Annotated in this window: 25 protein-coding genes; 6 read left to right on the top strand and 19 right to left on the bottom strand. The window is 73.7% G+C overall.

Features of this window, described 5'->3' with window-relative positions; genetic code table 11:
- Positions 1 to 257 precede the first annotated feature (257 nt).
- Positions 258 to 614: a hypothetical protein gene (locus KIK08_RS25400; RefSeq protein ID WP_214405767.1), complete on the bottom strand. Its 357-nt coding sequence runs from the start codon at positions 612 to 614 to the stop codon at positions 258 to 260.
- A gap of 469 nt (positions 615 to 1,083) precedes the next feature.
- On the opposite strand from KIK08_RS25400, the gene KIK08_RS25395 reads away from it, so the two are divergent.
- Entirely contained in the window at positions 1,084 to 1,509 is a 426-nt protein-coding gene (locus KIK08_RS25395; protein ID WP_214405766.1) for a hypothetical protein, read from the top strand.
- A gap of 48 nt (positions 1,510 to 1,557) precedes the next feature.
- Here KIK08_RS25395 and KIK08_RS25390 read toward each other — a convergent pair whose 3' ends face one another.
- Complete coding sequence (locus KIK08_RS25390) at positions 1,558 to 2,388, bottom strand: hypothetical protein (protein WP_214405765.1); 831 nt, start codon at positions 2,386 to 2,388, stop codon at positions 1,558 to 1,560.
- Positions 2,382 to 2,924, bottom strand: coding sequence for a hypothetical protein (locus KIK08_RS25385; protein ID WP_214405764.1), 543 nt, complete (start codon positions 2,922 to 2,924; stop codon positions 2,382 to 2,384). Before KIK08_RS25385 ends, KIK08_RS25390 begins: the two co-directional genes overlap by 7 nt.
- A gap of 366 nt (positions 2,925 to 3,290) precedes the next feature.
- Here KIK08_RS25385 and KIK08_RS25380 point away from each other — a divergent pair, with 366 nt between their 5' ends.
- The 4 genes from KIK08_RS25380 to KIK08_RS25365 are packed head-to-tail and all read left to right on the top strand — an operon-like array spanning position 3,291 to position 6,579.
- Entirely contained in the window at positions 3,291 to 3,605 is a 315-nt protein-coding gene (locus tag KIK08_RS25380) for a hypothetical protein (RefSeq protein WP_214405763.1), read from the top strand.
- Positions 3,602 to 5,074 carry a relaxase/mobilization nuclease domain-containing protein gene (locus tag KIK08_RS25375; RefSeq protein WP_214405762.1) on the top strand — a complete coding sequence of 491 codons (1,473 nt, stop codon included), beginning with the start codon at positions 3,602 to 3,604 and terminating at the stop codon, positions 5,072 to 5,074. Before KIK08_RS25380 ends, KIK08_RS25375 begins: the two co-directional genes overlap by 4 nt.
- 30 nt (positions 5,075 to 5,104) lie before the next feature.
- Positions 5,105 to 5,725, top strand: coding sequence for a hypothetical protein (locus tag KIK08_RS25370; RefSeq protein ID WP_214405761.1), 621 nt, complete (start codon positions 5,105 to 5,107; stop codon positions 5,723 to 5,725).
- Positions 5,722 to 6,579, top strand: coding sequence for a hypothetical protein (locus tag KIK08_RS25365; RefSeq protein ID WP_214405760.1), 858 nt, complete (start codon positions 5,722 to 5,724; stop codon positions 6,577 to 6,579). The genes KIK08_RS25370 and KIK08_RS25365 overlap by 4 nt, the downstream gene beginning before the upstream one ends.
- Here the strand turns inward: KIK08_RS25365 and KIK08_RS25360 are convergent.
- The 11 genes from KIK08_RS25360 to KIK08_RS25310 are packed head-to-tail and all read right to left on the bottom strand — an operon-like array spanning position 6,525 to position 16,363.
- Positions 6,525 to 7,154, bottom strand: a complete 630-nt coding sequence (locus tag KIK08_RS25360; RefSeq protein WP_214405759.1) for a prepilin peptidase — start codon at positions 7,152 to 7,154, stop codon at positions 6,525 to 6,527. The two genes, KIK08_RS25365 and KIK08_RS25360, sit on opposite strands and share 55 nt — an antisense overlap.
- Positions 7,151 to 10,240 (bottom strand): LysM peptidoglycan-binding domain-containing protein, encoded by a 3,090-nt coding sequence (locus KIK08_RS25355; protein ID WP_214405758.1) that lies wholly within the window; start codon positions 10,238 to 10,240, stop codon positions 7,151 to 7,153. Before KIK08_RS25355 ends, KIK08_RS25360 begins: the two co-directional genes overlap by 4 nt.
- Positions 10,237 to 10,662: a hypothetical protein gene (locus KIK08_RS25350; protein ID WP_214405757.1), complete on the bottom strand. Its 426-nt coding sequence runs from the start codon at positions 10,660 to 10,662 to the stop codon at positions 10,237 to 10,239. The genes KIK08_RS25355 and KIK08_RS25350 overlap by 4 nt, the downstream gene beginning before the upstream one ends.
- The gene (locus tag KIK08_RS25345; protein WP_308257877.1) at positions 10,659 to 11,093 is read right to left on the bottom strand and encodes a TadE/TadG family type IV pilus assembly protein; all 435 of its coding nucleotides are present in this window, start codon (positions 11,091 to 11,093) and stop codon (positions 10,659 to 10,661) included. The genes KIK08_RS25350 and KIK08_RS25345 overlap by 4 nt, the downstream gene beginning before the upstream one ends.
- Positions 11,094 to 11,143: 50 nt before the next feature.
- The gene (locus KIK08_RS25340) at positions 11,144 to 11,539 is read right to left on the bottom strand and encodes a TadE family protein (protein WP_308257876.1); all 396 of its coding nucleotides are present in this window, start codon (positions 11,537 to 11,539) and stop codon (positions 11,144 to 11,146) included.
- A 22-nt stretch (positions 11,540 to 11,561) separates the two neighbouring features.
- Complete coding sequence (locus KIK08_RS25335; RefSeq protein ID WP_214405755.1) at positions 11,562 to 11,792, bottom strand: hypothetical protein; 231 nt, start codon at positions 11,790 to 11,792, stop codon at positions 11,562 to 11,564.
- Positions 11,789 to 12,682, bottom strand: coding sequence for a hypothetical protein (locus KIK08_RS25330; protein ID WP_214405754.1), 894 nt, complete (start codon positions 12,680 to 12,682; stop codon positions 11,789 to 11,791). Before KIK08_RS25330 ends, KIK08_RS25335 begins: the two co-directional genes overlap by 4 nt.
- Positions 12,679 to 13,587, bottom strand: a complete 909-nt coding sequence (locus KIK08_RS25325) for a type II secretion system F family protein (protein ID WP_214405753.1) — start codon at positions 13,585 to 13,587, stop codon at positions 12,679 to 12,681. Before KIK08_RS25325 ends, KIK08_RS25330 begins: the two co-directional genes overlap by 4 nt.
- The gene (locus tag KIK08_RS25320) at positions 13,584 to 14,975 is read right to left on the bottom strand and encodes a TadA family conjugal transfer-associated ATPase (protein ID WP_214405752.1); all 1,392 of its coding nucleotides are present in this window, start codon (positions 14,973 to 14,975) and stop codon (positions 13,584 to 13,586) included. Before KIK08_RS25320 ends, KIK08_RS25325 begins: the two co-directional genes overlap by 4 nt.
- The gene (locus KIK08_RS25315; RefSeq protein ID WP_214405751.1) at positions 14,972 to 15,730 is read right to left on the bottom strand and encodes a CpaE/TadZ family protein; all 759 of its coding nucleotides are present in this window, start codon (positions 15,728 to 15,730) and stop codon (positions 14,972 to 14,974) included. The genes KIK08_RS25320 and KIK08_RS25315 overlap by 4 nt, the downstream gene beginning before the upstream one ends.
- A gap of 3 nt (positions 15,731 to 15,733) precedes the next feature.
- Positions 15,734 to 16,363: an SAF domain-containing protein gene (locus KIK08_RS25310; RefSeq protein ID WP_214405750.1), complete on the bottom strand. Its 630-nt coding sequence runs from the start codon at positions 16,361 to 16,363 to the stop codon at positions 15,734 to 15,736.
- Between the two features lie 307 nt (positions 16,364 to 16,670).
- Between KIK08_RS25310 and KIK08_RS25305 the strand changes: the two genes are divergently transcribed.
- Positions 16,671 to 17,354, top strand: a complete 684-nt coding sequence (locus KIK08_RS25305; protein ID WP_214405749.1) for a bifunctional DNA primase/polymerase — start codon at positions 16,671 to 16,673, stop codon at positions 17,352 to 17,354.
- A gap of 452 nt (positions 17,355 to 17,806) precedes the next feature.
- Here KIK08_RS25305 and KIK08_RS25300 read toward each other — a convergent pair whose 3' ends face one another.
- From KIK08_RS25300 to KIK08_RS25280, 5 genes are all read right to left on the bottom strand, one after another.
- Positions 17,807 to 18,319: a hypothetical protein gene (locus KIK08_RS25300; RefSeq protein WP_214405748.1), complete on the bottom strand. Its 513-nt coding sequence runs from the start codon at positions 18,317 to 18,319 to the stop codon at positions 17,807 to 17,809.
- A gap of 323 nt (positions 18,320 to 18,642) precedes the next feature.
- Positions 18,643 to 19,383, bottom strand: coding sequence for a hypothetical protein (locus tag KIK08_RS25295; protein ID WP_214405747.1), 741 nt, complete (start codon positions 19,381 to 19,383; stop codon positions 18,643 to 18,645).
- Between the two features lie 8 nt (positions 19,384 to 19,391).
- On the bottom strand, positions 19,392 to 20,846 hold the full coding sequence (locus KIK08_RS25290; RefSeq protein WP_214405746.1) for an APC family permease: 1,455 nt from the start codon (positions 20,844 to 20,846) through the stop codon (positions 19,392 to 19,394).
- 52 nt (positions 20,847 to 20,898) lie between these two features.
- The gene (locus tag KIK08_RS25285) at positions 20,899 to 22,068 is read right to left on the bottom strand and encodes a histidine decarboxylase (protein ID WP_214405745.1); all 1,170 of its coding nucleotides are present in this window, start codon (positions 22,066 to 22,068) and stop codon (positions 20,899 to 20,901) included.
- Positions 22,065 to 22,664: a hypothetical protein gene (locus KIK08_RS25280; protein ID WP_214405744.1), complete on the bottom strand. Its 600-nt coding sequence runs from the start codon at positions 22,662 to 22,664 to the stop codon at positions 22,065 to 22,067. Before KIK08_RS25280 ends, KIK08_RS25285 begins: the two co-directional genes overlap by 4 nt.
- Between the last annotated feature and the right edge of the window lie 225 nt (positions 22,665 to 22,889).

The following is a 22,889-nucleotide window of genomic DNA, read 5'->3' as shown; positions in this document are numbered from 1 at the left end:
CCGGACGTTCATGTGGTTCCATGCCCGGGCAGTCTGCTGCGAACCGGACCCGATCACGATCGTCAACAACCAAAAGGCGTCGGGTTCGTTGTGACGACGGTTCATTCACGCTGAACACGCCGGCAAAGGAGCAGCGAGATATGCCAGAAGCACAGCTTCTGGCTCGACTTCGGGAACGGGGCGTTCCCGAGGCTGCGCGAGCGGCGTCCGGAGTGGTCGGATGGCGTCGGCGGGCGACGGTTCAGCCCTGCTGGCGATCAGTCGTTGCTGGGCTTGAGCGGGTGTCGCGCTGCCCACGCTTCTGCCCGGGCGACGAGCCGTCCGGCCTGGGCTCCGCGGGCCAGCGGCCCGTCATGTTCACCGGCGTAGCGGTCTCCGGTGTGTTGGCCGTGTGCGCGCTGGTGACGGCGGAGCAGGGTGTCGTGGTCGCGCGGGAATAGGCGGCGAGGGGCGATGAGCAGGTGGGCGTGGTGCTCGCAGGCGAAGGCCTGCCAGGCCGTGGATCGGTAACTGGAGAACCACAGCCCGGTGGCGGTGACCTCTCGGTCGCAGGGCAGGTCGTGGTCGGGGGTGAAGCCGCCGCAGCCGGCGGACATGGCCCTGAAGGCGGGCATCTGGGTGCTCCCTGCTGGCGACGGCGTCGGATACGGCCGCGGGGGAGCACGGCGGGGCCAGGCTACCGACGGGTTCGACCACCGGGCCAGAGCTGGCCGCTGAACGGGTCGGGCGAGATCAACGCACTCGGCCCGTGGGTCACGGGCGCTGTCACCGGCAGCGAGGAGGTCCCATGAGCGAGAGGACCCGGCTGCCGGCGCGAGTAGTCGCCGGTGGAACCTGACGTGTGGTCGCCGAGTCGTCTGCCGCCGGCCTGACTGGCTTACCCGCTCCTATCCCGCCTGCAAGTGGTCGCTCGTCGGAGGCCAGCGGTCGACTCGTGCGACGTGGACATTTCACATCTTACGACTCCATGTCGGTCGCCGGATCTGACCTACCGGCGAGCGCGGATTATCACTTACACCACGTAATAATGGTGTTGCGGCGCTAGCTTCTCGTGACGCGGATGCGGGGATTCGAGGAACGGCGGTGACGATGAGCAGGAGCTATTGGCAGGTCGGAGAGGTGACGCGGCATCTGGAGGCGATCGCTGATGACGTCGACTCGCATCGTCGTGCGGACCACCCCATCTACCTCCCGCCGGAGCTGGTCAGCGCTGCGCGTCGGATCGCGGAGGCGGCGGACTGGGGTCGTACCCGGGTGATCGGGGACCAGACCTCCATCAGTCGCGCTGTCCTGCAGGTCATCGAGGTCTCGGAGGTGGTGACCGCGAGCATGATCCGGACGCGGTTGGCGGCTGCGGGGCGGATGACGTCGATCGCCACGATCACGGTGGCGCTGCATCGGGCGTGCGGGCGCGGCCATCTCGTCAGCCCTGCGCGCGGTCAGTTCCGGCTGCCGACCGCGGAGGAGAAGAGAATCGTCGCGGCGTCGAAGGAGTTGGACAAGGATTGATCGTGCCCGGCCGATCCGGAAGCTCGCTGGGCGCAATCGGCCACCGGATCAGCTTCCGGTGACGAGGACCTGGATCTCGCCGACTGCAAGAGAGGTCTCGGTCGGGATGCGCACGGTCTCGGTTCCGGTGACGGGCGCTCCGGCGGACGTCCCGGCCCAGTCGACCTGCCAGACGCTGGTCGCGGTGACCGGCCAGCGGCCGGTGCCGTTGGTGCGTTCGGGCAGGGAGCGTTGTTCGTAGCTGTACCCGCAGTCCGGGGACGGGCCGGGTTCGCCTGTCCACGGGGTTCCCGGGCCGGCGCACCGGACGCGGGCGCCGGGTGGTCCGAGGCTCCACTCGACGGCGAGGAGCCGGCCGGTGGCGGTGACGGTCGCGGTGCCGGCCGCGGCGGTGGCCGACAGCGGCCCGGTGAAGGTCGGGCCCTGGTCGATCCAGAGCCACAGCGGGACTCCGATGAACGCCGTGCCGGTGGCCGACATCCGGATCTGTGGGCCGCGGAGGTCGAGGAGTTCAATCGCCTGCTGCGCGACGACGGCGGGGTCAGTTGCCGGTGCCGGTGGGGCCGGGTCCGCGGGGATGGCGGGCACGGTGCCCTGGCCGAGCGCACCGGGGATCGGTCCCCTGACGATCAGCGGGGGCGGGGGAGGCTCCGCGTCGACCGGCTCGGTGGACGCGCGGCCGCGGTCGCCGGCGCGGTCGCTGTCACTCCTCCGGGGTTGTGTGCGTGGGCCGCCGGGTCGTCCGGGGTCGATGGCGTCGACGAGGCATTGGCCGATGCCGTTGCCGACCTCGCAGCGGTTCGGTGGTTGCTGCGGGACGACGGCGACCACGGCCAGCAGCAGCGCAGGAGCGAGTGCCCCGCTGATCGCCGTCAGCACGGTTCGTCCCAGGCCGGTCGTGTCCGGTCGACCAGCCATCGTCCGGGCTGGGCCTGTTCGACCTGGGCGTGGAACTGGAAGCGGGGGACCTGGTTGGCGGTGTCGGTGAGGACCTCGCCGGTCTCGTCGGCGATGAGCAGGTAGTCGGTCATGTCGACGCAGTCGACGATGGCGACGGAGTCGGTGGTTGCGGAGCGGATGGTGGGTGCTCGTTCGACGGTGCCCTCGTTGTGGGCGGGGTAGGCGGCGTAGTTCTCGATGTCGGCGAGGAGGGACTCGAGGGCCTGTCCGCTGGCGACGGCCTCCAGCTCGGTGGTCCAGTCCCGGGAGGTGGGTGCGTTGAGGGCCTGCTCGGCCACCGTCCAGAACTGGTTGTAGGTCGTCAGTGCGGCGTCGCCGGCTCGGGCCTCGTCGCTGGGCGGCTCGATCGGAGCCGGAACTGGTGCCGGAGCCGGTACCGACGCGGGGTCGGGAGCGGAGCCGCACGCCGCGGCGACGGCGACGAGCACCACGACGACCGCCGCTCGAAGGATCATGCTCATCTCGTTGCTCCCGGTGCTGGTGGCTCTCACGCAGGCTCCGTCGACGTGTGGTCGCTGCGTGGTCCAGGCGTGGTCATGCAGGTAGATGCCGGTGTGGCCGCGTCGACGAGGCAGGACATGGCTACCAGCTCCGGTGGTCGTCCGTGGCCGGTTCGGTGACAGCTCGGCCGAATGGCCGTCCCGATCCTCTGTGGTTCGGCGGCACCACAAGGAAGACGTGCTCGGCGACTGGAGGAAGCAGCAGACCGCGCGTGGCCACGGCTTAGCCACATCGGTCCGCACCGTCGCGGCATGGTCTCCGAGCCGCCGCGGTCCGCGATGCGTCGGCGCCGTCACGCCCCCGTGCCGCGTCGTCGGCAAGTGCTCGTCCGGTTCAACGACGACGAGTTCGATGCCGTGCGCCGCACCGCCGATCTCGCCGGGCTCGCCGTCGGCGCGTGGGCGGGCGAGGCAGCTGTCCGAGCCGCTGATCGGACGGAGTGGGAGCTGGGGATGTCGCGGCGCGAGGTGCTGCGGCAGCTGGTCCGGGTCCGGCTGGACGTGGCGCTCGCCCGGCGGGTCGTCGCCGAGGTCGGTCCGGCCGCGGGTGGGGCCGCGGTGACGCGGCCGCTCGATGACGTGTTGGCTCGGCTGGACGAGTTGATCGACCGGGCTGTCGACGACGCACCTCGATGATCACGAAGGTGGTGCACGGGTGGCGCCCAGGTGGGCTGATCGCCTACCTGATGGGGCCGGGTCGGGCCGAGGAGCACCGGAACCCGCGGGTGATCGCCAGCTGGGACGGTCGTGACGCGGCCTGGCAACCGGCCCGGACCGGTCCGGGGGAGTGGGACCTGGCGCTCGGTCCGTTGATCCGCGCACTACGCGCGCCGGCTGTCGCGGCCGGACTGCCGGAGGAGGCCGACGAGACCGGCAGGCGCGGCTACGTCTGGCACTGCTCGGCGCGGCTCGCGGCGACCGACCGCGTGCTCAGCGATGCGGAGTGGGCGGAGGTGGCCCGGGAGCTGCTCGACGCCGCCGGCATCGCCGGACGTGACGATCCGGGTGGCCCGCGGTGGGTGGCGGTGCGGCACGCCGAGGACCACATCCACATCGCCGCCGTGCTGGTCCGGCAGGATACCGCGCGCCGCTTCTGGCCGCACCGGGACTACCCGCGGCTGCGGGAGGCTGCGCGCAGGATCGAGGACCGCCTCGGGCTCACACCGACCGCGGCAGGCGACGGGACGGCGGCGCGGGCTCCGAACCGGGGAGAGATCGAGAAGGCGCGCCGGCGGGGCCGGCGGGAACCGGTGCGGATCGAGCTCGCCAGGGCGGTGCGCGAGGCGGCGGTCGTGGCCGGGGACGCGGACTCGTTCATCGCCGCGCTGCGCGAGGCCGGCTACGTCGCGGAGCTGCGCCGGGCACCGTCCGGGGACCCGATCGGCTTCACCGTGGGCCTGGCCGACGACGTCAGCTCCGCTGGCGTGCCCGTGCGCTACAGCGGCAGCAAGCTCGCCCCCGACCTCTCGCTGCCCAAGCTGCTGCGGCGATGGGCCGAGCTGGACGCGCCGGGACCCGGAGGGCGTCCGGCCTTCCCCGCGGCACGAAGGGCGGCGGAACGGGCGCAGCGGACCGTTGCCGATGCTCGCCGGACAGCCGGTGGTGGCGAGGACCCGGCGGAGATCGCGCACGCGGCCGCCGACCTCCTGACCGCTCTGCGTGGCTGGCCCGGTTCCGGAACCGATCTGGGCACCGCGGCGGACCTGTTCGACCGTGCCTCCCGGCCACCGCGCTCGTCGCCCGGCCGGCCGGGCTCGTCGACGTCGAACCTGCGCCGGACGGCCCACCTGCTCATCCGGCAACGGCGGGTGGCGGGTGAGGGCGACCTCGACGGCGTGGTCGCCCTGGCCGTCGCGCTCACCGCGCTGCTCCGGGAGATCGCAGCCTGGCAGCGGGAGCACGGTCGCCCGCACCAGGCCACGGCCGCATCGGCGAGCGCTGATGTGGTCGAACGGTGGTCGGCCACGGGACTGGCTGACGACGACCAGGGTGCGACGCCGGCGCCGGAACGCGTGGGCGGCCATGCGCCAGACCACGGCCGCGTTGCAGTCGGACCACGTGACCGCACGGTCGAGCAGCCACCGTCACGCCAGCCGCGCGGATGAGCGTCCGCGGCGGCATCGAGGAGGGCGGGTATGCGGCAACAGAGCCGACAGGCGGTCGGCGTGGTGTTGACCCTCGTCGGTGACCAGGACACCGCCGTGGCCGCGCACGACGCCAGGACCGACTGCGCCGCGGTGAGCGTCCGGATCGGTCGGGCGTTGATCTACATGCACGGCACGGACACGGCGCAGGCCTTCGCGCGCGCCTTCCACGACATGTCCGGCGCCGCCGTGCGGCTCTCCCGGACCCCTGCCGGACAGCGGGTCGCGCCGACCCGCGGGATGGGCGAGCCCGCGATCGTGGTCGAGGCCACGGGCGTGCCCTCGGTGGTCGGCAAGCTGATCCAGGGTCGGGGTGAGCACGGGTCGTTGCGCCTGACGATCGGGCGGATCGTGTTCGACGTCCGCGACATCCCTGCGTTCGCCTCGACCCTGGTCGCCTTGCGTGAGGCGGAGTTGCTGGCCCGGACGACCTTCCGCCTGCCCGACGGCGCGCCGCGCCGGCAGCGTGCGGTCGAGGACGCCGCGAAGGCGTTCGCCGCTCCACCGAGCGGCGTCCGAGCGGCTCCCGGGCGGACGGTCTCCGCCGCCCGCCGGACCGCCGCGTCTCCCGCCCCGAGCAGCCCCCGACTCTCCGAAGGAAGGATCCGGTGAGCAGCCCCGACTACCCGATGCTGGTCGTTCCCGGCCACGAGCTCTACCAACTGGCGCACATCGCCACCTTCATCGCCGACGCCATCGCCCGGCACCGGCACGCGGCCCGCGGCCGGCAGGGCCGCGACGCCCGCGCCGACGCGGCGCGGGACATCGCCGGTGGCTGGGCGGCCCTTGACACCGCCACCGGCGCGACTACGCCCACCTCCGCCGCTGACCTGCCCCAGCCGATCGACACCCGGACGTTCACCACGGCCCGCGAGCTACTGACCGGCGGGCCACGATGGGCGGACGTGGCGTCCCTGGCGACGGCCGGCGGCACGGGATGGGCCGTCGTCGGGCACGTGCCGAGTCTCGGGGCCGTCGGGGCACGTGTCGGCTCTCGGCAGCTGGCCGAGGCGCTGCGCCAGCACGTCATGACCCAGCCGGCCGCAGCGTTGGCGCCGTGGGCGGTGACCGACGCCCGCGTCCGCCTGCCGCGCGTGCCCGACCGGGTCGACCTGGCCGCGTTCGTCGAGAACCTCGATCCCGCCCAGCCGGACGCCCGCGTGGTGGCGCGTCACCTGCGCGGTCTGGACCGGCGCACCGACGCCGCCATCCGCGCCCGGTTCGCCGACGTCGACCTGGACGCACCGCTCGTCGTCCGGCCACCGGCCCCGGAGGCCGGACCCGAAACGGCGCCACCTGGCCCGAGTTCCGCGGCGACCGCATCGCCGGCTCCGGTCCCCCGACGGCCGGGCGCGCCGCAGCGCCCGGCGACGGCCGAGACCGGGCTGCGCTACATCTGCGGCGTCGGACCTCAGCCGGCCACGGCGAGGCCGCCGAGCGCGCCGGCCAGCAACGCCGGCCCGTAGGGGACGACGTCGTCCCTGCCCGATCCGGCTCCGAATACGGCGGTCAGGGTGATGAGCAGGGCCCAGAGCACGGCTGCGGTCAGCAGGGCGTCCCAGCTCGCCCACCCCAGCGCCGCGCCGAGGCCGGGCATCAGCTTGACGTCGCCCCAGCCGATCGCGGCGCTCCGGACGCCCTTGAGGGCGAGCGTGATCCCGGTGAGGAGGACGCCGGCTGCCGCCGCCCGGACAGCCCCGACGAGGTCGTCGATGATCAGCGCGACCCCGAGCACGGCGACGGCGGTGCAGATGAGCAGCGGGCCGGTGAGCCGGTCCGGCAGGCGCCGTTCCAGCGCGTCGACACTGGCCGCCGCCAGCCCGAAGACGATCAGCGGGAGGCCGACGATCGCGAGTGCGGGTCCGCGAGCGGCGAGAGCCGCGACGGCGAGCCCGGCCGCAGCCCCTGCCGCGGCACGGTCGACGGCGCCCGGCGGAAACGGCCGCATGAGCGAGCCGTGGGCCAGCAGGATGACCGCCGGCCCGCCGACGACCGCCGCGGCCACGGCGTTCGTGACGACCGCCGCTTCGGGCGGTGTCATGGCCGGCGCCGTCGTGGTCCGTTGGGCATCAGCTCGTCGAGCACCGCGAACGTCTCGGGCGGGAGCTCCTCCGGGACGTCGAAGTCGCGGGCGTCGAGCAGGATCTCGGCGTAGCGCTCCATCTCCGAGGGGTTGTCCTCGGCGTGGGCGATGCGCATCAGGTCGGTCAGCGGCCGGTCGAAGGCGACGTCGATGTCGATGGAGCGGGCGGTCTCCGCGGCGTGCCGGGCGAGCGCGGTGTCGCCGGTGGCCAGGGCGAGGTCGACCAGTTCGTGGGCGGCGTCGACGATGAAGCCGGGGATCTGCAGGTCGTGGCGCTGGTCGTGGTTGTTGAGCCAGGCATAGCCGGCGTGGCGCAGCCCGCTCAGCACCGGCCCGCGGACCAGGTCCAGGGCGGCCCGGTAGTCGGAGACGGCTCCGGGGTGGTGCGCGGCGGCGCGGGCCTGGGCGCGCTTGCGCAAGCGGCGGAACAGGTCCCAGTCCAGCAGGTGACCGCGGATCCGGTAGGTGCTGTCGTGCTGCATATCGGACACGAAAGTGGCGGCCGGGTCGCCGTCGAGGCCGCGGCCGGCCCAGCGGCGCGCGCCGTAGAAGGCGTGGCGCACCGTCGCGACGCTGACCCGCTTGCCCTCCGGCCACAGATCGGTGAGCGCCTTCGGGATGGAGACCCCGGCCGGGTGCAGGCTCAGGTACACGAGGACCTCGGTGAACCACCCGGGTCGTGCGGAGGGCAGCTCCCCCGGGGCCCTGACCTCCGGATTCCCGAGGATCGCGATCAGCGGTACGGCCGGCTTGCCGTCGGCGGTCCAGCGTCGCAGGTCCTCGTCGAGGTCGGGATCCTGGTGGTCGACGATCGTCAGTCTGCGCACCGCTTCGGGGTCGGGCGCCGGCTGCGGGACCGGCCGGAGGGCTGGAGCGCCGGTGGAGGCAGGTCCGGACGCCGGATCCGGATCAGCTCCGACTTCGGTGGCGGGCGTCGTGACCGGCGCGAGGCTGCCGTCGGAGTTCATGTCGACCGCCCACCGCTGGTGCCGCTCGGCGGCCGGTCCGGCCTCGGGGTGGGGGTGGCCTGTCGGGGTGAGGATCGCGGCCAGCCCGGCGCCGGTCTCCTCGGTCATCGACTCGGCGGTCCACGGGCCGCCGTTCACGTCGGTGAGGGTGAGGGCGCCGTCGTTCGCGACGTCGATCGTGGTCGCGCGGGGAACGTCCGCGGTGATGACGACGACGGCAGCGAGGCGGCCCTGCGTCGCGAACTCGTCGGCGAGGCCGGCGATGGCGTCCCGCTCGTCCGGGGACGGTTCGACGGCGGCGAGCAGCGCGACGGGCAGCCAGGCGTCCGCGGCGATGTCGCGCATGCGGCCGTCGAGGACCGAGTCGATGGGGAGCTGCCGGACGCTGGCCTGCGCGGCGCGGATCCGGAGGCGGATCTCCTCGAGGCCGGTGGCCAGATCGGGGACCGAGCACAGCCGCTCGGGGTTGAGCGCGACGAGCTCGGTGCCGAATCCGACCATCAGGACCTCGACGTCCTCGGCCCAGCGGCTGTTGGCCAGCTCGGCGGCGACGTGGCGGAGCAGTCCGGTGGTCCGGTCCGAGGGACCTGTCAGCGCGATGACGCCGAGCTGCTCCAGGTCGAGCAGCAGGGTGGCGTCGTCGGGGTCGGTGGCCACCGAGACGAGCAGCGGGAACGGGGCGCAGTACCCGCCGACCTCGTCCGGCGCGAGGGGAAGGGCCGCGGACGGGACGAGCCCCCACTCTGTTGCGGCGCCCCGGCTGGCGAACGGGTCGGGCAGGGCCGCGTCGGCGGCGAGGGTGAGGACGGCGGCGTCGGGCGAGAGCTGGACCGATCGCAGCTGCGGCAGGTCGCGGTCGGTCCAGTCGGTGAGGGTGAGCGAGCGCAGTCCGGCGTCGACGAACGCGATGTCGACTGCGGGCGGAGGCTGGTGGGAGCCGATCCACTCCAGCCGTCCTGCCTGGTCGGACGGCACGGCGATCCGATGACCGGCCGGCCGCGCGCGCAGTTGGCGCCGACGCCGCACCGCCAGCGCGCTGATCACCCCGCCCACCACGATCGACGAGGCCACCAGCGCCACCGGTAGCGCGGCGCCGTCCAGCTGGTCGGCGTCGTCGGGCGGTGCTGGCTCGGACGGGAGCGCCTCCGGCGGAACCGGGCGTATTGGAGTGGTGGGCACAACCGACGACGAGGGCGGCGGGGGAACGGTTGTCGGTGTGGGTGGCGGTGCGGGTGGGGAGGGCTCGACCGGTGCCGGGATGGTCAGGATCCACCCCGGATGGATGACGTCGGGGTCGGTGAGGACCTGCCCGTCGGCCTGGGGGCGGCCGCGGTTGGCCTGGAAGATCTCGTCGGCGTGGTCGGGGGAGCCGAGCCTGTCCTGCGCGATGCCGCCCAGCGTGTCCCCGGGGGTGACTGTCGCTCGTGGCGTGCTGGGCCGGGTGTCGGCGGGGAGCACGAGCGTCCAGCCCGCGTGCAGCAGCGAGGCCTCGGTGAGGATGCCGCCGTCGGGCTGGGGGCGGCCCTTGTTGAGGTCGTAGATTTCCCGCCAGCGCAGCGGGTCGCCGAGTTCCCGCTCGGCGATCCGCCAGAGCGTGTCCCGGTCGGCGACCGTGTGGACCGGCCCTTCGGGGGTTGGCTCGTCCGCGGTGGATCCGGGGTCGAACCGGTCCGGCGCGGTGACAGCGGTGGTGGCGGCGGCCGGCGCGGCCAGCGCGGGAGCGCCGCCCAGCCCGAGCAGGGCGGCCACCAGCGTGGCGGCGACGCCTCGGCTGAACCGGAAGCCGGGAAGACCGATCTGCAGCACCGGCCGCCGCAGGGCCACGGATGCGAGCTCGGCGAGGATGGAGACGGCCAGCACCAGCCACGCCGTGGCGCCGATCAGGACCAGGAGCCCGATCAGCAGGCTGCCGTCGTCCGGTCGGGTCAGCGCCTCGACGATCTGCTCCCGGCTGGGCAGCTCGTCGGGGAGCAGCGGCCGCCCGAGGTGCCAGAGGGCGACCGGTAGCGCCACGAGGACGAACAGCAGCGCGGCGGCCGATGCGGTCGCGCGGAGCAGCCTGGCAGGACGGTTCATGGCCCGGCTCCCGGGACGGTGGGGACGAGGATGGCTTCCGCGGATCCACGGCTGGTGATCTGGTCCTGCCCGATCAGGCCGAGCAGGATCGTCGGCCGGGTGAGGGTGACCTCGACCCGGATGGTGTCGGGCGCGGTCACCGTGACGGTGCCGGTCGCCTGCGCCGCGTCGAGGTAGGACCGGGCCGCGGCGGCCGCCTGTGCGGGCTCGACCGCAGCGACCCCGCCGATCAGCGCCGCGGTGTCGAGCGCCTGGCCCGCGGCCCGGGCGGCTTCCTCGGCGACGGCGTCGGCGTGAGCGAGGCCCTGGGCGGCTCGGACACCGTCGACGGCCAGCCCGATGGCCAGGATCATCGCCAGCACGGCCACGGCCATCGGGACGCTGACCGCGCCCCCGCCCCGCTCGACGTCCTCGACGATCATGCTCGCTCCCGCAGTTGGTCGAGGGGGCTGACGAACTCGGCGGCGATCTCGCGGCTGCCGGCCACGACGGGCAGTCCCAGGTCGGACCAGCGGACGGCGCAGGTGACGCTGGCCCGGGCCACGCCCGGGGCACCGAGCGGGCGGCCGAACTCGGAGGTGTCCACGACGACGGTCAGCGCGTCGCAGGCCAGCCCCTGCTCGGCAAGGCTTCGCCGGGCCGCGTCCACCGCCAGGTGCTGCGCCGTGGCCGGGTCGCGCTGCAAGGAGGCGACCCGGGCCGCCGCCCGAGCGGCGTGGTCGGCGGCCGACTCGGCCGACACCAGCCGCCCTCCCGCGATCGCGAGCGCGATCAGGAGTCCGACCGCGATCGCGAGGATCGCGGCCTCCACCGACGCGGCCCCGCCGCGTTCACTGGCATCCTGTCCCGGCACCCGATGGCAGCCGGGTGTGAGCACGGCGTGCCCCTCGGCTCGACCGCCGATCACGGTCCGACCCGTTCGATCCCGCCCACGGCTTCCCGTGACACCGGCATGGTGAAGCCCGGCAGGAGCGACGGCGCGTCGCCGGTGACCGTCACCCGCAGGGTCCCGGTGGCGGGCTCGACCATGGCGGTGACGTCGGGGTTGAGCAGGGCGCTTCCGGCCGCCCGGTCGAGGAACGCCTGCGCGTCCCGGCGGGCCGCGTCCGCGGTCGCTGCCTGGTAGGCGCGCCCGGAGCGGAGCCCGTCCTGCGCGGCGGTCAGCGCGAGCTGCCCCGCGTAGAACACCAGGGCCACCTGGACGACCGCCAGGATCAGGGTGAGCATGGCGCTCCACAGCAACGCCATCTCGACGCTGGTCGCCCCTCCGCGTTCCTCCCGGCCGGCGTCGCAAACCACGGGATGAGCGGCGTCCACCAGCTCAGCCCAGGGCGCCGAGCCTCCGCGCGACGAACGCGGCGACTCCGGCGGCGATCGCTCCGGCGACGACGGCGCCGCCGGAGATGTGGAAGCCCTCGTCGGTGTTGCGGCCGCCGCCGCGCTCGTCCACGGGCTCCAGCCGACCACGCAGGGCCATCGTCACCTCGGTGACGAGCAAGGCGAACCGGTCACGGATGTTCTTCATCATCTTCTCCTGGGGGTTGGTTCTCACGTGCTGCTCAGCAGTGCGACCCCGGCGGGGAACAGGACCCACGCCGCGATCAGGAAGACCTGGATGGCGCCGGGTGTGCTCATCTGCCCGGTCGCCTGGTGCGCGTCGGCGTGCTCGTCGGCGAGGAGTTCGTCGCGCAGGCTCTCGGCGCGGGCGAGGAGGGTGCCGACGACGGTTCCGCCGTCCTGCCCGGCGGTCGCCGCGATGGCCGACAGGTCGGCCAGCTCGGTGACCTGGATCCGCCGGGCGAAGCGGGCCAGGCCCTCCCACGGCATCTCCCCGGACCGCTCGGCTAGGTCCAGCTCGTCGCGCAGCCGGCGCATCGCCCAGCTGTCGTCGAGCAGCCGGGCCGGCAGGGTCAGGGCGGCGGCGATCCCGGCGCCGCCCGCCCGCAGCAGGCCGACCTGCTGCAGGTACGACACCAGCGTCGCGCGCATCTCCTCGCGCGCGGCGTCGGCCCGTTCGGTGACGCGCCGGGCGTGACCGGTCCAGCCGACGACGGCTCCGAGGACGCTGAACACCGCCGGCACCGCGAGGGGAAGACCGGTGTCCAGGACGGCGAGCGTGCCGGCGAGGGCAGGCCCCGCCGCGAAGTAGGTCAGCGCCGCCGCGGTGCGCCCGAGCAGGAAGCGTTCGCGGGTCAGCCCCAGCAGCTCGAGGTCGCTCGCGGGTGCCGAACCGGGGATCCGGCGCAGGAGCGGCAGCAGGAACCGCCACGTCGACGCGGTGTCGTCCTCGTTCGGGACGGCCGACCGGGCGGCCCGCTCGTCCAGCGCGGCGAGGGCATCGACGAGCCGCGGGTGGCGCGGCGTGAACGCGGCGATGGCGGCGGCCACGCCGACCCCGGTGAGCGCGCCCGCAGCGAGTGCCAGCACCAGCAGCGGACTCATCGCGGGCCCGCCGGCGTCACGAGGAAGCGGGACGCACGACGGCCGACCGCCAGCCGCCGCATCCACACGAGGACCGCGACCGTCCCGGCGAGCAGTACCGCCATCACGAGCTGACCGGTCGAGGTCCGGTAGGGCGCGGCGAACCCGGGAACCAGCGCCAGCAGCACGAGCAGCCCGGCCTGGATGAGCAGCAGCATCCTGATCGACTGGCGCGACTCCGCCCGGGCCGCCTCGATCTCGCGCCGCGCACGCACGTCGCGCGCCACGCCCTCGGCGAGCTGGCGCAGCACCCGGGCCGCGCCGGTCGTCTGCTGGTGCAGTGCGAGCAGCAGCGCGGCGGCGACCGTGTCGCCCACCCGGTCGTCGACGGCGTCGGCGAACTCGCGCAGGCTGGCGCCGATGTCATGACCCTCCCGCAGCTGCCTGGACAGCACCCGGACCGCGGGCCCGATCGACTCGTCGAGGTGCGGAGCGGTGACCGTGACGGCCTGCGCGAGGCCGATGGCGCCGCCGCCGGTCAGCGTGTCGGCCATCCGCCGGCACCACGTCTCCAGGGCCTCGAGCCGGGCGATCCGGTCCTGCACGACGCGCGCGGATCCGAGCAGCCACGGCAGCCACAACCCGACCACGATCAGCGCGACACCGGCGACCGGCCAACCGGACACGACCCACACGAGGACCCCGGCCGCCGCCCAGCTCCCGGCCCGCCGCCACTGCTGGATGCGTGACCGTCCCGGGGCCAGGCTCGCCGCGTGGACCGCCCGAAGGCGTCGTCGCCACCTCGGCGCAGGGCCTACCAGGGCCGGGGGCCGGACGGTGCCCGTCCGCAGGGCGGTGATGATCAAGACGAGCCCGGCCGCCAGCGCGGCACCGGCGCCGGCGGCGAGGATCGCCGGCGCGCTCATCCGACCCACCGCCGCTCCGCCGGGCCGTGCAGGAACCCGAGATCGATGCCGGCCTCCTCGAACGGCCACCGGACCTGCGGCGCCATCCGGAACCGGGCCCGCGGATCACCGCTGCCGTCCGGGGCGAAGATCCGGTTCATCGCGACCCCGCCCGACTCCCCGACGTCGGTCACCTCGGCGATCTCGGAGACGAACCGCTGGCGCCTGCCCAGCTGTGGGTGGTCGAGGTGGCGCAGGTGCACGACGTAGTCGATGCCCTGGGCCGCGAGGCGGGTCACGAAGCTGTCCGACCAGCCGCGGCCGGCGCCCTTCAACGCGGCGGTGACCAGCCGTTCGAACGCGTCGCCCGCCGATCCCGCGTGCAGGGTGCACATCGAGCCGGGCATCCCGGCGTTCATCGCCTCCAGCATCGGCAGGGCCTCGTCGCCGCGGACCTCGCCGACGACCACCCGGGTCACCGACATCCGCAGCGCCTGGTGCAGCAGGTCCGACAGCGTCAGCTCGCCGGCCCTGCGACCGGTCGCGGGATCGACCTCGGTCGAGCCCGGGCGACACTCCAGGGCAATCAGCACCGGGCGCCGGTGGGGGAGCCGGTGCAAGTTCAGCTCGAACTCGGTCTCCAGGGTCGCCACGCCCTCGTGCGGCGGGATCCGGTGGGCCAGCGCCCGCAGGAGCGTGGTCTTGCCGACCGCGGGCATGCCGGTGACGAGGATGTTGCGCCGGGCCACGACCATCGCGGCGAGGAACTCGGCCATCTCCGCCGAGACCGTGCCGGCCCGCACGAGATCGACCAGCGACACGTCGACCATGCGGTGCCGCCGGATCGTCACGACCGGACGCGCCGACACGTCCCGGATGGCCGCGAGCCGCGACCCGTCCGGGAGCTGCATGTTCAGACAGGGCTGCGACGGCGAGAACGCCCGTTCCGACGATCCGTGGTGGGCGGCGATGTGCTGCAGCTGCGCTACCAGTTCCGCGTCGGTGTCGGCGACCGGGGCGTCCGCGCTGCGCAGCGTCCCGTCGCTCATCCGCAGCAGCGGGACGTCGCACCCGACGATGTGGATGTCCTCGACCTCGGGCAGGTCGAGCAGCGCCTGCAGCCGGCCCAACCCCCAGATCGTGTTCTCCACCGCCCGGACCAGCGATCCCTCGCTGACCCGGTCGAGCTGCGACTCGCCCACGGTCATCCGGCGGCGCGCCTCGACGGCCAGCTCGTCGGCGATCCAGCTCCGGACCAGCTGCCGCTCGTCGGCCGGCCTGAGCCCGTCACGTCTGGGCTGCGCGGCCATCCGCTCCAGCACCGCGGCCTGCACCCGTCGCACCAGCTCGGGATCGACGGACCCGCGACGGGCCGCCATCGCGGGACGGGTCGGCCCGGGGGCGCTCATCGCGCACCGCCAGTGACGGCCGTGGGTCGTGCCGAGGTGCCGGAGAGAAGCTCGGCCGCTCGCCGCGCCTGCCGCTGCAGCGGGGTACGGGTGAGCCCTCGGCCGGGAGGCGACCCGTCGCTCCACACCGCTGCCGTGCGCGGGTCGTACGGAAGCTCGCCCAGCAGCGGGGCCTCGCAGGCCCCGGCGATCTCGGCGCCCGAGTACGGCCGGTCGGGTGCCACCATCAGCACCGTCAACCGCGGGTCGCCCGGCTCGGCCGGCCCCAGCGCCCGCAGCAACGGGGCTAGCCGGGCGGCCGCCCGGACCGCCGGCAGCGTCGAGCGCGTGACGAGCACCAGCACGTCGCTGCGCCGCAGCAGCGGGACCACTCCGTCGGTCGGGGTGAACCGCCCGCAGTCGGCGAGCACGTCTACGTCGGTCGACCTGGCGAACGCGTCGGCGACCTCACGCCACGGCATCCCGCCGGCCTGCCCCGGCTGGCCGAAGCCGGCCAACGCGTACGGGCAGTGCGCTGCCGGCCGGAAGACCCGCTGCGGCAACGCCGCCTCGACCGGCATGGTGCGCGCGTCGAGCACCAGTTCCATCAGTCCGGCACCCGCCGGCCAGGACCCGCGACCGAGACCGGCGGCCACGTCACCACCGAACGGGTCGACGTCGGCGACCACGGCCCGCCGCGGCCACACCGCCCCGATGGCGAGGGCCGTGGTCGTCACCCCCGGGCTGCCCTTGGCCGAGACGAAGCTGATCAGCACGGCTCACCGCCCGGCCACGTGCACGAGCACGGCGCGGTCCTCGGCCGAGATGCGCGCCAACTCGACACCCACGCCCTCGTCGACGAGCAGGTCGACCGTGCGCCTGCCCGCGGCGTCCGGCTCGCCGACCCGCAGGACAGTCGCCCGCTGCGGGACGCCGGGATCGTCGATCGCAACCACGAGCACCTCGTCGCGGACCTGGAGCGGGGTGACCGGTAGCCGTCCGGGCTGGACCGACACGCCGACCACGGCGTTCCCCGCCGTCGGCAGCCTGGTCGTGGTCACCGCGTCCGGCGTGACGGCCTGACCGGCGAGGAGGTCGGTCGTGGCGATCCGACCGACGACGGAGTCCACTTCGGTCCACGGCACCGTCGTGAGCCCGGAGTCGGCGGCGAGCGCGACCTCCCGGAGGTGCTCCCGGGCCACGGTCTGGCCGAAGGGGACGGTCGTGGCCATCACCACGACCGGCTCGCGCTGCGAACTTACCTGCAGCAGGACGACGCCCGACAGCGCGCCGAGCACCGCCAGCACGACCCCGAGCAGGAGCAGCCGCGTCGACCCGCGCCGGCGCACCGGCGGGATGCGGGGTGCGTGGCCGCTCGCCGGCTGCGCGGGCAGAACGGTGGACGTCATGGTCGGTCGCTCCAGATCGGTGGCGGGTGTCGCGGATGGTGCTGCTGCGCCGTGGTCGTCCTGTGGTTGCTGCGTGGTCACCGCGTGGGCCGACGAGCTGACCTGCGCTGTTCGGGACCGGCACAGGGGTACCAACCCGCTCTGATCGTTCGTGGCCGTTCGCGACCAGGTGCTCCGAACGGCTCACGTTGAGTAGCCACGCCGCGACCACGTCGCGGGCCGGACGGTCCACAAGGGTGCGGATCCTCCGCCGTGTCCGACGTAGACGAGGTGAGCCGTGAGCGGCTACGCGCGTGGTGACCGACTGATGCGCGCTGCGCTGCAACTGGCCGCGCGTGGGATGCACGTCTTCCCGCTGCGCCCGAGGAACAAGCGGCCCGCCGTCCGGCAGGACTGGGAGGGAGCCGCCACCCTCGACCCGGACGTCATCCGGCGGATCTGGCGGGCCGCCCCCTACAACATCGGCATCGCGACCGGCCCGTCAGGACTCCTGGTGGTCGATCTCGACAGCGCCCGCGAGGGCTCGACCGCCGGCCGCGTCTGCGACGGTCGTCGAACGCTCGCCGCGGTCGCTCGTGCCGCCGACACGGCGATCCCGCGGGCGACGTTCACCGTCGCGACCCCGCGTGGCGAGCACCTCTACTTCCGCCTGCCGCAGGACGTCCGTGTGAGCAGCACGGTCGGCCGGCTCGGACCGCACGTCGACACCCGGGCTGCGGGCGGCTACGTCGTCGGTCCGGGTTCTGTGCTGGCCAACGGCCGCTACCGGGTCGTCGCGTCGGTCGACCCGCTGCCCGTTCCGGGCTGGCTTCTGGCCCGTCTTCGGCACGCGCAGGGCAACGATGCGAGCAGGGTCGTCCTGCCGACCGGCCGCGACACGTCGGCGTACGTCAGCGCTGTCGTTCGTGGCGAGGCCGACAAGGTTGCGGTCGCTCTGGTGGGCCAGCGGAACCAGACGCTGTTCGGGCTGCAGCGCGACTCGGTGACCTGATCGCGGCAGGCGGGCTGGCGGAGTCCACCGCGCGATCCGCTCTCGTCGGTGCGTGCGCAGGACACCTGGGCGTGGACGGGTTCGACATCGACGAGATCCGACGCACGGTCGACTCCGGATTCCGTCGCGCAGTAAGCAACGGTTGCTCTGCCGGATCTCACCTGAGCAATGCTCAACGGCAATCTGTCCACGAGCTCGGCTGGTAGCTAGCGCGGAGCATCGTGAGTCGCGCCGCCGTGCCACGAAACGGCGCCATCCTGTCGTCCAATGGTAAGAAATCGCCGCAGCTCTTGTCGCTTAACACAGGACGGGCGCGGCGAGCTGGCGAGCGCCCGGCCCAAGAGCTGAGGTTCTTGCGCGGGATCCGCCATCTCTACTCCGAACCGCTCGGCTCGGCGAAGCTGCTCAGGTCCCCTGCCCTGGCCAGCTGGCCTAATGAGAAGTGCTCGTGGTTAGGGAACGCCGAGTTCGGCACGCATCGCTTGCCGAGTCTGTACCCGATGAGGTCGGGCAGCTCGCTTGCAGTCCTCGAACTCGGCACGGCTTGTCGCGGCTGCGGCCATCTCGGCCAGTTTCCACAATGTGCCGGTGGCGTGGTGTGCGGCGTCTCGCGTTGCCGGGCCAGCGGTGATCGTCAAAGCGTGGTAGGCACGGCTAAATGCCGCGGCTTCGTTGGGAGAGTGGGCCTCCACGGTCCTGGATGATGGAGTACCCGGCTCGCCGTCTGCAGGAAAGCGGATATCGGCGTACGTGAGGATGGCTAGGTAGAGATTCTGGTAGGCGGCCAGATAGTCGATGAAGACCATTCGACGCTCCTCGCGGAGCGCCTTCTGCTTGTCGTGCTCGTGCTGTCGGTCGGCTGTAACGCGCTGGTGGCGACTCGTGAACGCCGCGACGAGGAGCGCTGAGGTCGCGGTGACGATCACGCCGCCGAGCGTGCCGATGACTGGGATCCAACTGTCCACGGTTGTCAACCATTGCGCGAGGGCGGCAGCGCATCAATGGGTTGGAGCCGTCGGGATCGTGCGCTGGCAGGTTGCCGAGTCCACTTTCAACACGCGGACGGACTGGGATCTGTCTCGGTAGTCCCGCTCGGGAGACGTGCCGACTGATCATGGGTCGCGTTGCCTTGGGTGCGAGTGCTCGGCGTGGTCGAGGTCGTGACGCTCTGGTGTTCGACCAGCGGTGGGTGGCCGCCGGGACCTTCCCCGTCCCGGCGGCCGGACGGCACGCTACCAGTCGATCGAACATGCGTTCTAATCACGGTCGAGTGGTGTCGGAGACCGGGCTACCGCCGACTTGCCGCGTGGTGGGCGTTGGTGTCGGTGAGGAGCAGGTGGAGCTGGTCGAGGGCGTCGCAGGCCCGGCCGAGTTCGGGTCCGCGCTGTTCGCGGCTGGCCCAGCGCCAGGGGTAGGGGACTTCCGGGGCGAGGGAGCCGGTGTCGAGGGTGTGGGTGGAGGTGATGGTCATCGGGTGCAGGGTGGCCGACCGGCTGCGGAGGGCCAGCCGGGTGCCGTCGTGCAGGCTCGCCAGGCCCTGCCAGGAGGTGTCGGGTGTGCCGGGGAGCGGGGGGATCAGGGTGGAGGTGGCGACGCCGAGGTAGGTGCTGGCGGCGGTCATCGGTTCGGCGCGGTCGCTCATGTGCCGGCGGGGGTCGAAGCGGCCGGTGGCGAGGTACTCGCGGGCGCGCTGGTGGAGGGTGGTGAGCACGGTGGGGAGGTCGGCGACGTCGGGGCCGTCGAGGAACATCCGGCTGGCGATGCGGACGTCGTTGGTGCGGACCTGGTCGGCGCCGGTGGTGGGTTGGCGGTAGAGGAACACGACGACGTGCGGGCCCGGTCGGGTCGGGGTGGCGTGCAGGTCGGCGAGGTGTCGGGCGTGTCGGCGGCCGACGAGGGTGAGCCGGTCGACGACCTTGCGGCGCACGGGGTCGGGCCGGAGGTGGTCGGGGTAGCCGTCGAACGCCGTCCGTGGGGTGGGTGCGGGTCGCGGGAGGTCGAGGGGTTGGGTGTCGTCGACGCGGTCCATGTCGGTCTTCACAGCTCGTAGGGGCTGAGGGCTCGGTCGAGGACGGCGAGTGGTTTGGGCTGGCTGCGGCCGATGGCGTCCCACACGTCGGGGCGGTGGCGGCGCAGCCACAGCGCCCAGCCGGCACCGGCGGCGGCCACGGTCGTGACGGCGGTGGGCAGCAACCAGGCCAGGTGCGCGCCGGCTCCGAGGGTCGATCCGAGGTTGGCCAGGGTGACGACGAGGACGCCGGTCAGGGCGGTGGCACCGGCCGCGGGGGCGACCAGGCGGACTCCCGTGCCCGGTCGGCCGGGTCGGTCCGGTGCGCGGTAGACGGCGATGACCGCGGTGGACGCGGCGATCATCAGGGCCATCACCCCGATCGCGGCCAGGGTGGAGAGCAGGGTGAACATCGCGATCGGGTCCGCGTCGGCGAGGGCGAACGCGAGGATGCACGTCGCGGCGAGCACCGACTGCAGGATCGAGCCGCCGACCGGGACGGCGCTGGTGGCGCCGAGGGTGGTGCCGAACCCGAAGGGCAGGACGCCCTCGCGGCCGAGGGCGAACACGTAGCGGGCGACCACGTTGTGGAAGCTGATCATCGCGCCGACGATGGAGAGCACGAGCAGGACCAGCCCGAAGCCGGCCACGGCGGCGCCGAGGTGGGTGGCCAGGACGGTGAAGGGGATGTCGCTTCCCGCGGTGCGGGCGGCGTCGGCGACGTCGGTGGGCCCGACGGCGGTGGCGAGCGCCCAGCTGGACACGGCGTAGAACAGGCCGAGGAAGGTGACGGTGGCGAGCAGGGCGCGCTGCACCGAGCGGGGGTGGGTGGTCTCCTCGCGGAAGGCGGTGACCGACTCGAAGCCGATGAACGCGGCCACGCCCAGGGCGAGGACCCCGCCGACGCCGTCGACGGCGAGCCGGTCGGGGGCGAGCGGGCTGAACAGCTCGGCGGGGTCGGCGGGGTGGGCGAACCCGGCGACGTCGAACGCGGCGATGACCAGGAGTTCGGCGACCAGCAGCGCGCCGATCAGCCGGGTGCTCAGCGCGATGTGGCCGACACCCAGGCCGGCGACGACGGCCCATGCGGCCAGCGCCCAGGCCCACCACGGGCCGCCGAGCAGCGCGCTGGCGGTGGCGCCGAGCAGCCCGTAGAGGCTGATCTGGATGGCGTTGTAGGCGAGCACGGCCACCGCGCCGGCGGCGACGCCGGCGGGGCGGCCGATCCCGAGGGCGAGGTGGGCGGCGAAGGTGGCGGCATGCGGGATGTCGCGCGCGAGGGCGGCGAACCCGACGGAGAACAGCAGCAGCGCGGCCATCAGCACGAGGAACGACGCCGGAACCGCGACGACCCCGGTGACAGCGAACGTGGTGACCACGCCCCCGGCGAGCACGGTCATCGGTGCCGACGCCGACACCCCGAAGATCCACACGGTGCCGGTGCCGACGCTGCGGCGGGCCAGGCCGTGCGGGGTCGTGGTCATCGCCGCCCCCCGTCGGTGAAGCGGTGGCCGGTGGGCTGTGTCGAAGTGCGGGTCATGCGGAGTGCGCGTCCTCGTGTCGGGTGGTCGACACCAGCTCGGTCACGAAGGTGTCGATGAGGGTGGTGGTGACGCCGGGAGCGCAGACGATGTGGCTCCATCCGGCGCTGGTGGCCAGCGACCACCGGGTGGCGAGTGCAGCGGGGGGTTCGCGGAGCACGACGGTCCAGGCGTGCGGGTGCCGCCAGGCCGGCCAGCCGGCCGCGGTGAGCCGGGCGACGGTGTGCTCGGCGACGTCGCGGGCCCGCCGGGAGCGCAGGCGCAGGCCGTCGGTGCCGACGGTGTCCAGCACGTGCCACAGCTCGACCGCGGCGTGGCCGGAGCGGGAGCCGCTGATCGTGGTGTCGGTGCCGGCGAGGTAGTCCACGGTGCGGGTCAGGTCCTGGACGTGGTCGCGGCGGGTCAGGGCGACCCCGCTGACGTGCGGGGTGGCGAAGCTCTTGTGGCTGGAGAAGCAGACCGCGTCGGCATCGGCCCGGCCGCGGCCGCCGTGCTCGCCGAGCAGCCGTGCCGCGGCGGTGCCGTCGAGGGCGAGCGCGGGCCCGGCGAGGGCGCCGTCGACGACGATGTGCCGCTCGGTCACGCCGAGCTCGTCGAGGACCTCGTGGATCGAGGCGATGTCGTCGACGGCTTCGGTCATCGTGGTCCCGGCGGTGGCCACGACGAGTGCGGGCCGGTCGCGGTGGGCGTGGACGGCGGCGGCGAGGTCGTCGTAGAGCATCTCCCCGCCGTCGTCGACCGCGACCCGGGAGGTGTCGGTGCGCAGGAACCGGGCGGCCTTCGCGACGCAGTAGTGCGCCGCGGCGGAGAAGTACACCCGCGCGCCGGGGAACCGCTCGGTGCCCAGCCACATCCCGTGCAGCACGCCCTCGGTCGACCCGCCCGCAGTCACGTAGCCCCACGACCGCCGCGCCGAGCCGCCGAACAGGGCGGCGAAGGTGGCGACGACGTCGCGTTCGACGTCCTTGGTCTGGCCGCGCCACCGGCCCTCGGAGTGCGGGTCACCGACGTTGTTGATCAGCTCGCGGTGCAGCGGGAGCAGGTCGTCGAAGTCCAGGTCGGTGGCCCCGGGGAAGCCGATGCTGCGCCGGCGCACGCCGGTGAGCCGCTGCGTGATCGCGGTCAGCGTCCCCGGCGGAGCGGGCTGTCGTTGCGGGGGCTTCATCGTGGCCAGGTGGGGGTCGGGAGGGTGAGCCGGTAGCGGCGGCGGCTGTCGGTGTCGCCGGTGTCGTCGGTGAACAGGGCGGTGAGCAGGCCCGCGGTGTGCAGGCGGTGGCAGACCTGCCGGAAGCCGGCTGCGGTCCGGGCGCCCGAGCGGGTCCGGACGGTCCGGTCGGCGGTGGCGACCGTGCGGTCGGCCGGGTCGAGGTGGGCGATCAGGGCGTCGCCGAGCATCGGGTTCCCGCCGTGGACGGCGAGCCGGACCCGCCAGGCGTCGCAGAACTCCGGCGTCTCCAGTTCGGCCGTGGGGCGGTCCGCGGTGAAGGCGGTGCGGACCTCGAAGTCGGCGACGAGGAAGACCCCGGGCGGCAGTCGGTGCGGGCGGGAGTCGGCGCCGGTCATCGTGCACAGCCACCCCTCGGCGACGTGCTCGTGCGGCAGCACCGTGACCCCGAGCCGGGGCAGCCACAGCAACCGGCCGGCGACGTCGCCTCCGGGCTGGCGTTCGGGTAGTCGGAGCAGGCGGTCCAGGACCGCCGGGCCCGGGCAGTACGGGAAGTTCAGCGGGCGCAGGCCCACGACGGCCGACGGGTGGAACACCGTCGGTGGACGGTGCAGTTTCCGGGCAGCATCAATCACGTCTTCACTCGTTTCCCCGACTCGTGCGGTGGATCAGCTCGTGACCGGATTCGGGCCGCGCCCCGGTAGGCCGCCGGCGAGGTGCCCGCCGCTGTGGCGGGTCCTTTTCCGGCGGCCCCCGGCCCGAACCGGACGTGCGGGTTTCCTCGCATCCGGCTCTCTGGTGATTACTGCGTGGGTGTTGTG

Origin of the sequence: Pseudonocardia lacus, assembly GCF_018531445.1 — a bacterium.
GTDB classification, from domain to species: domain Bacteria; phylum Actinomycetota; class Actinomycetes; order Mycobacteriales; family Pseudonocardiaceae; genus Pseudonocardia; species Pseudonocardia lacus.
Note: the sequence above shows the minus strand (reverse complement) of the source record. Positions and strands in the feature narration are given on the sequence as shown.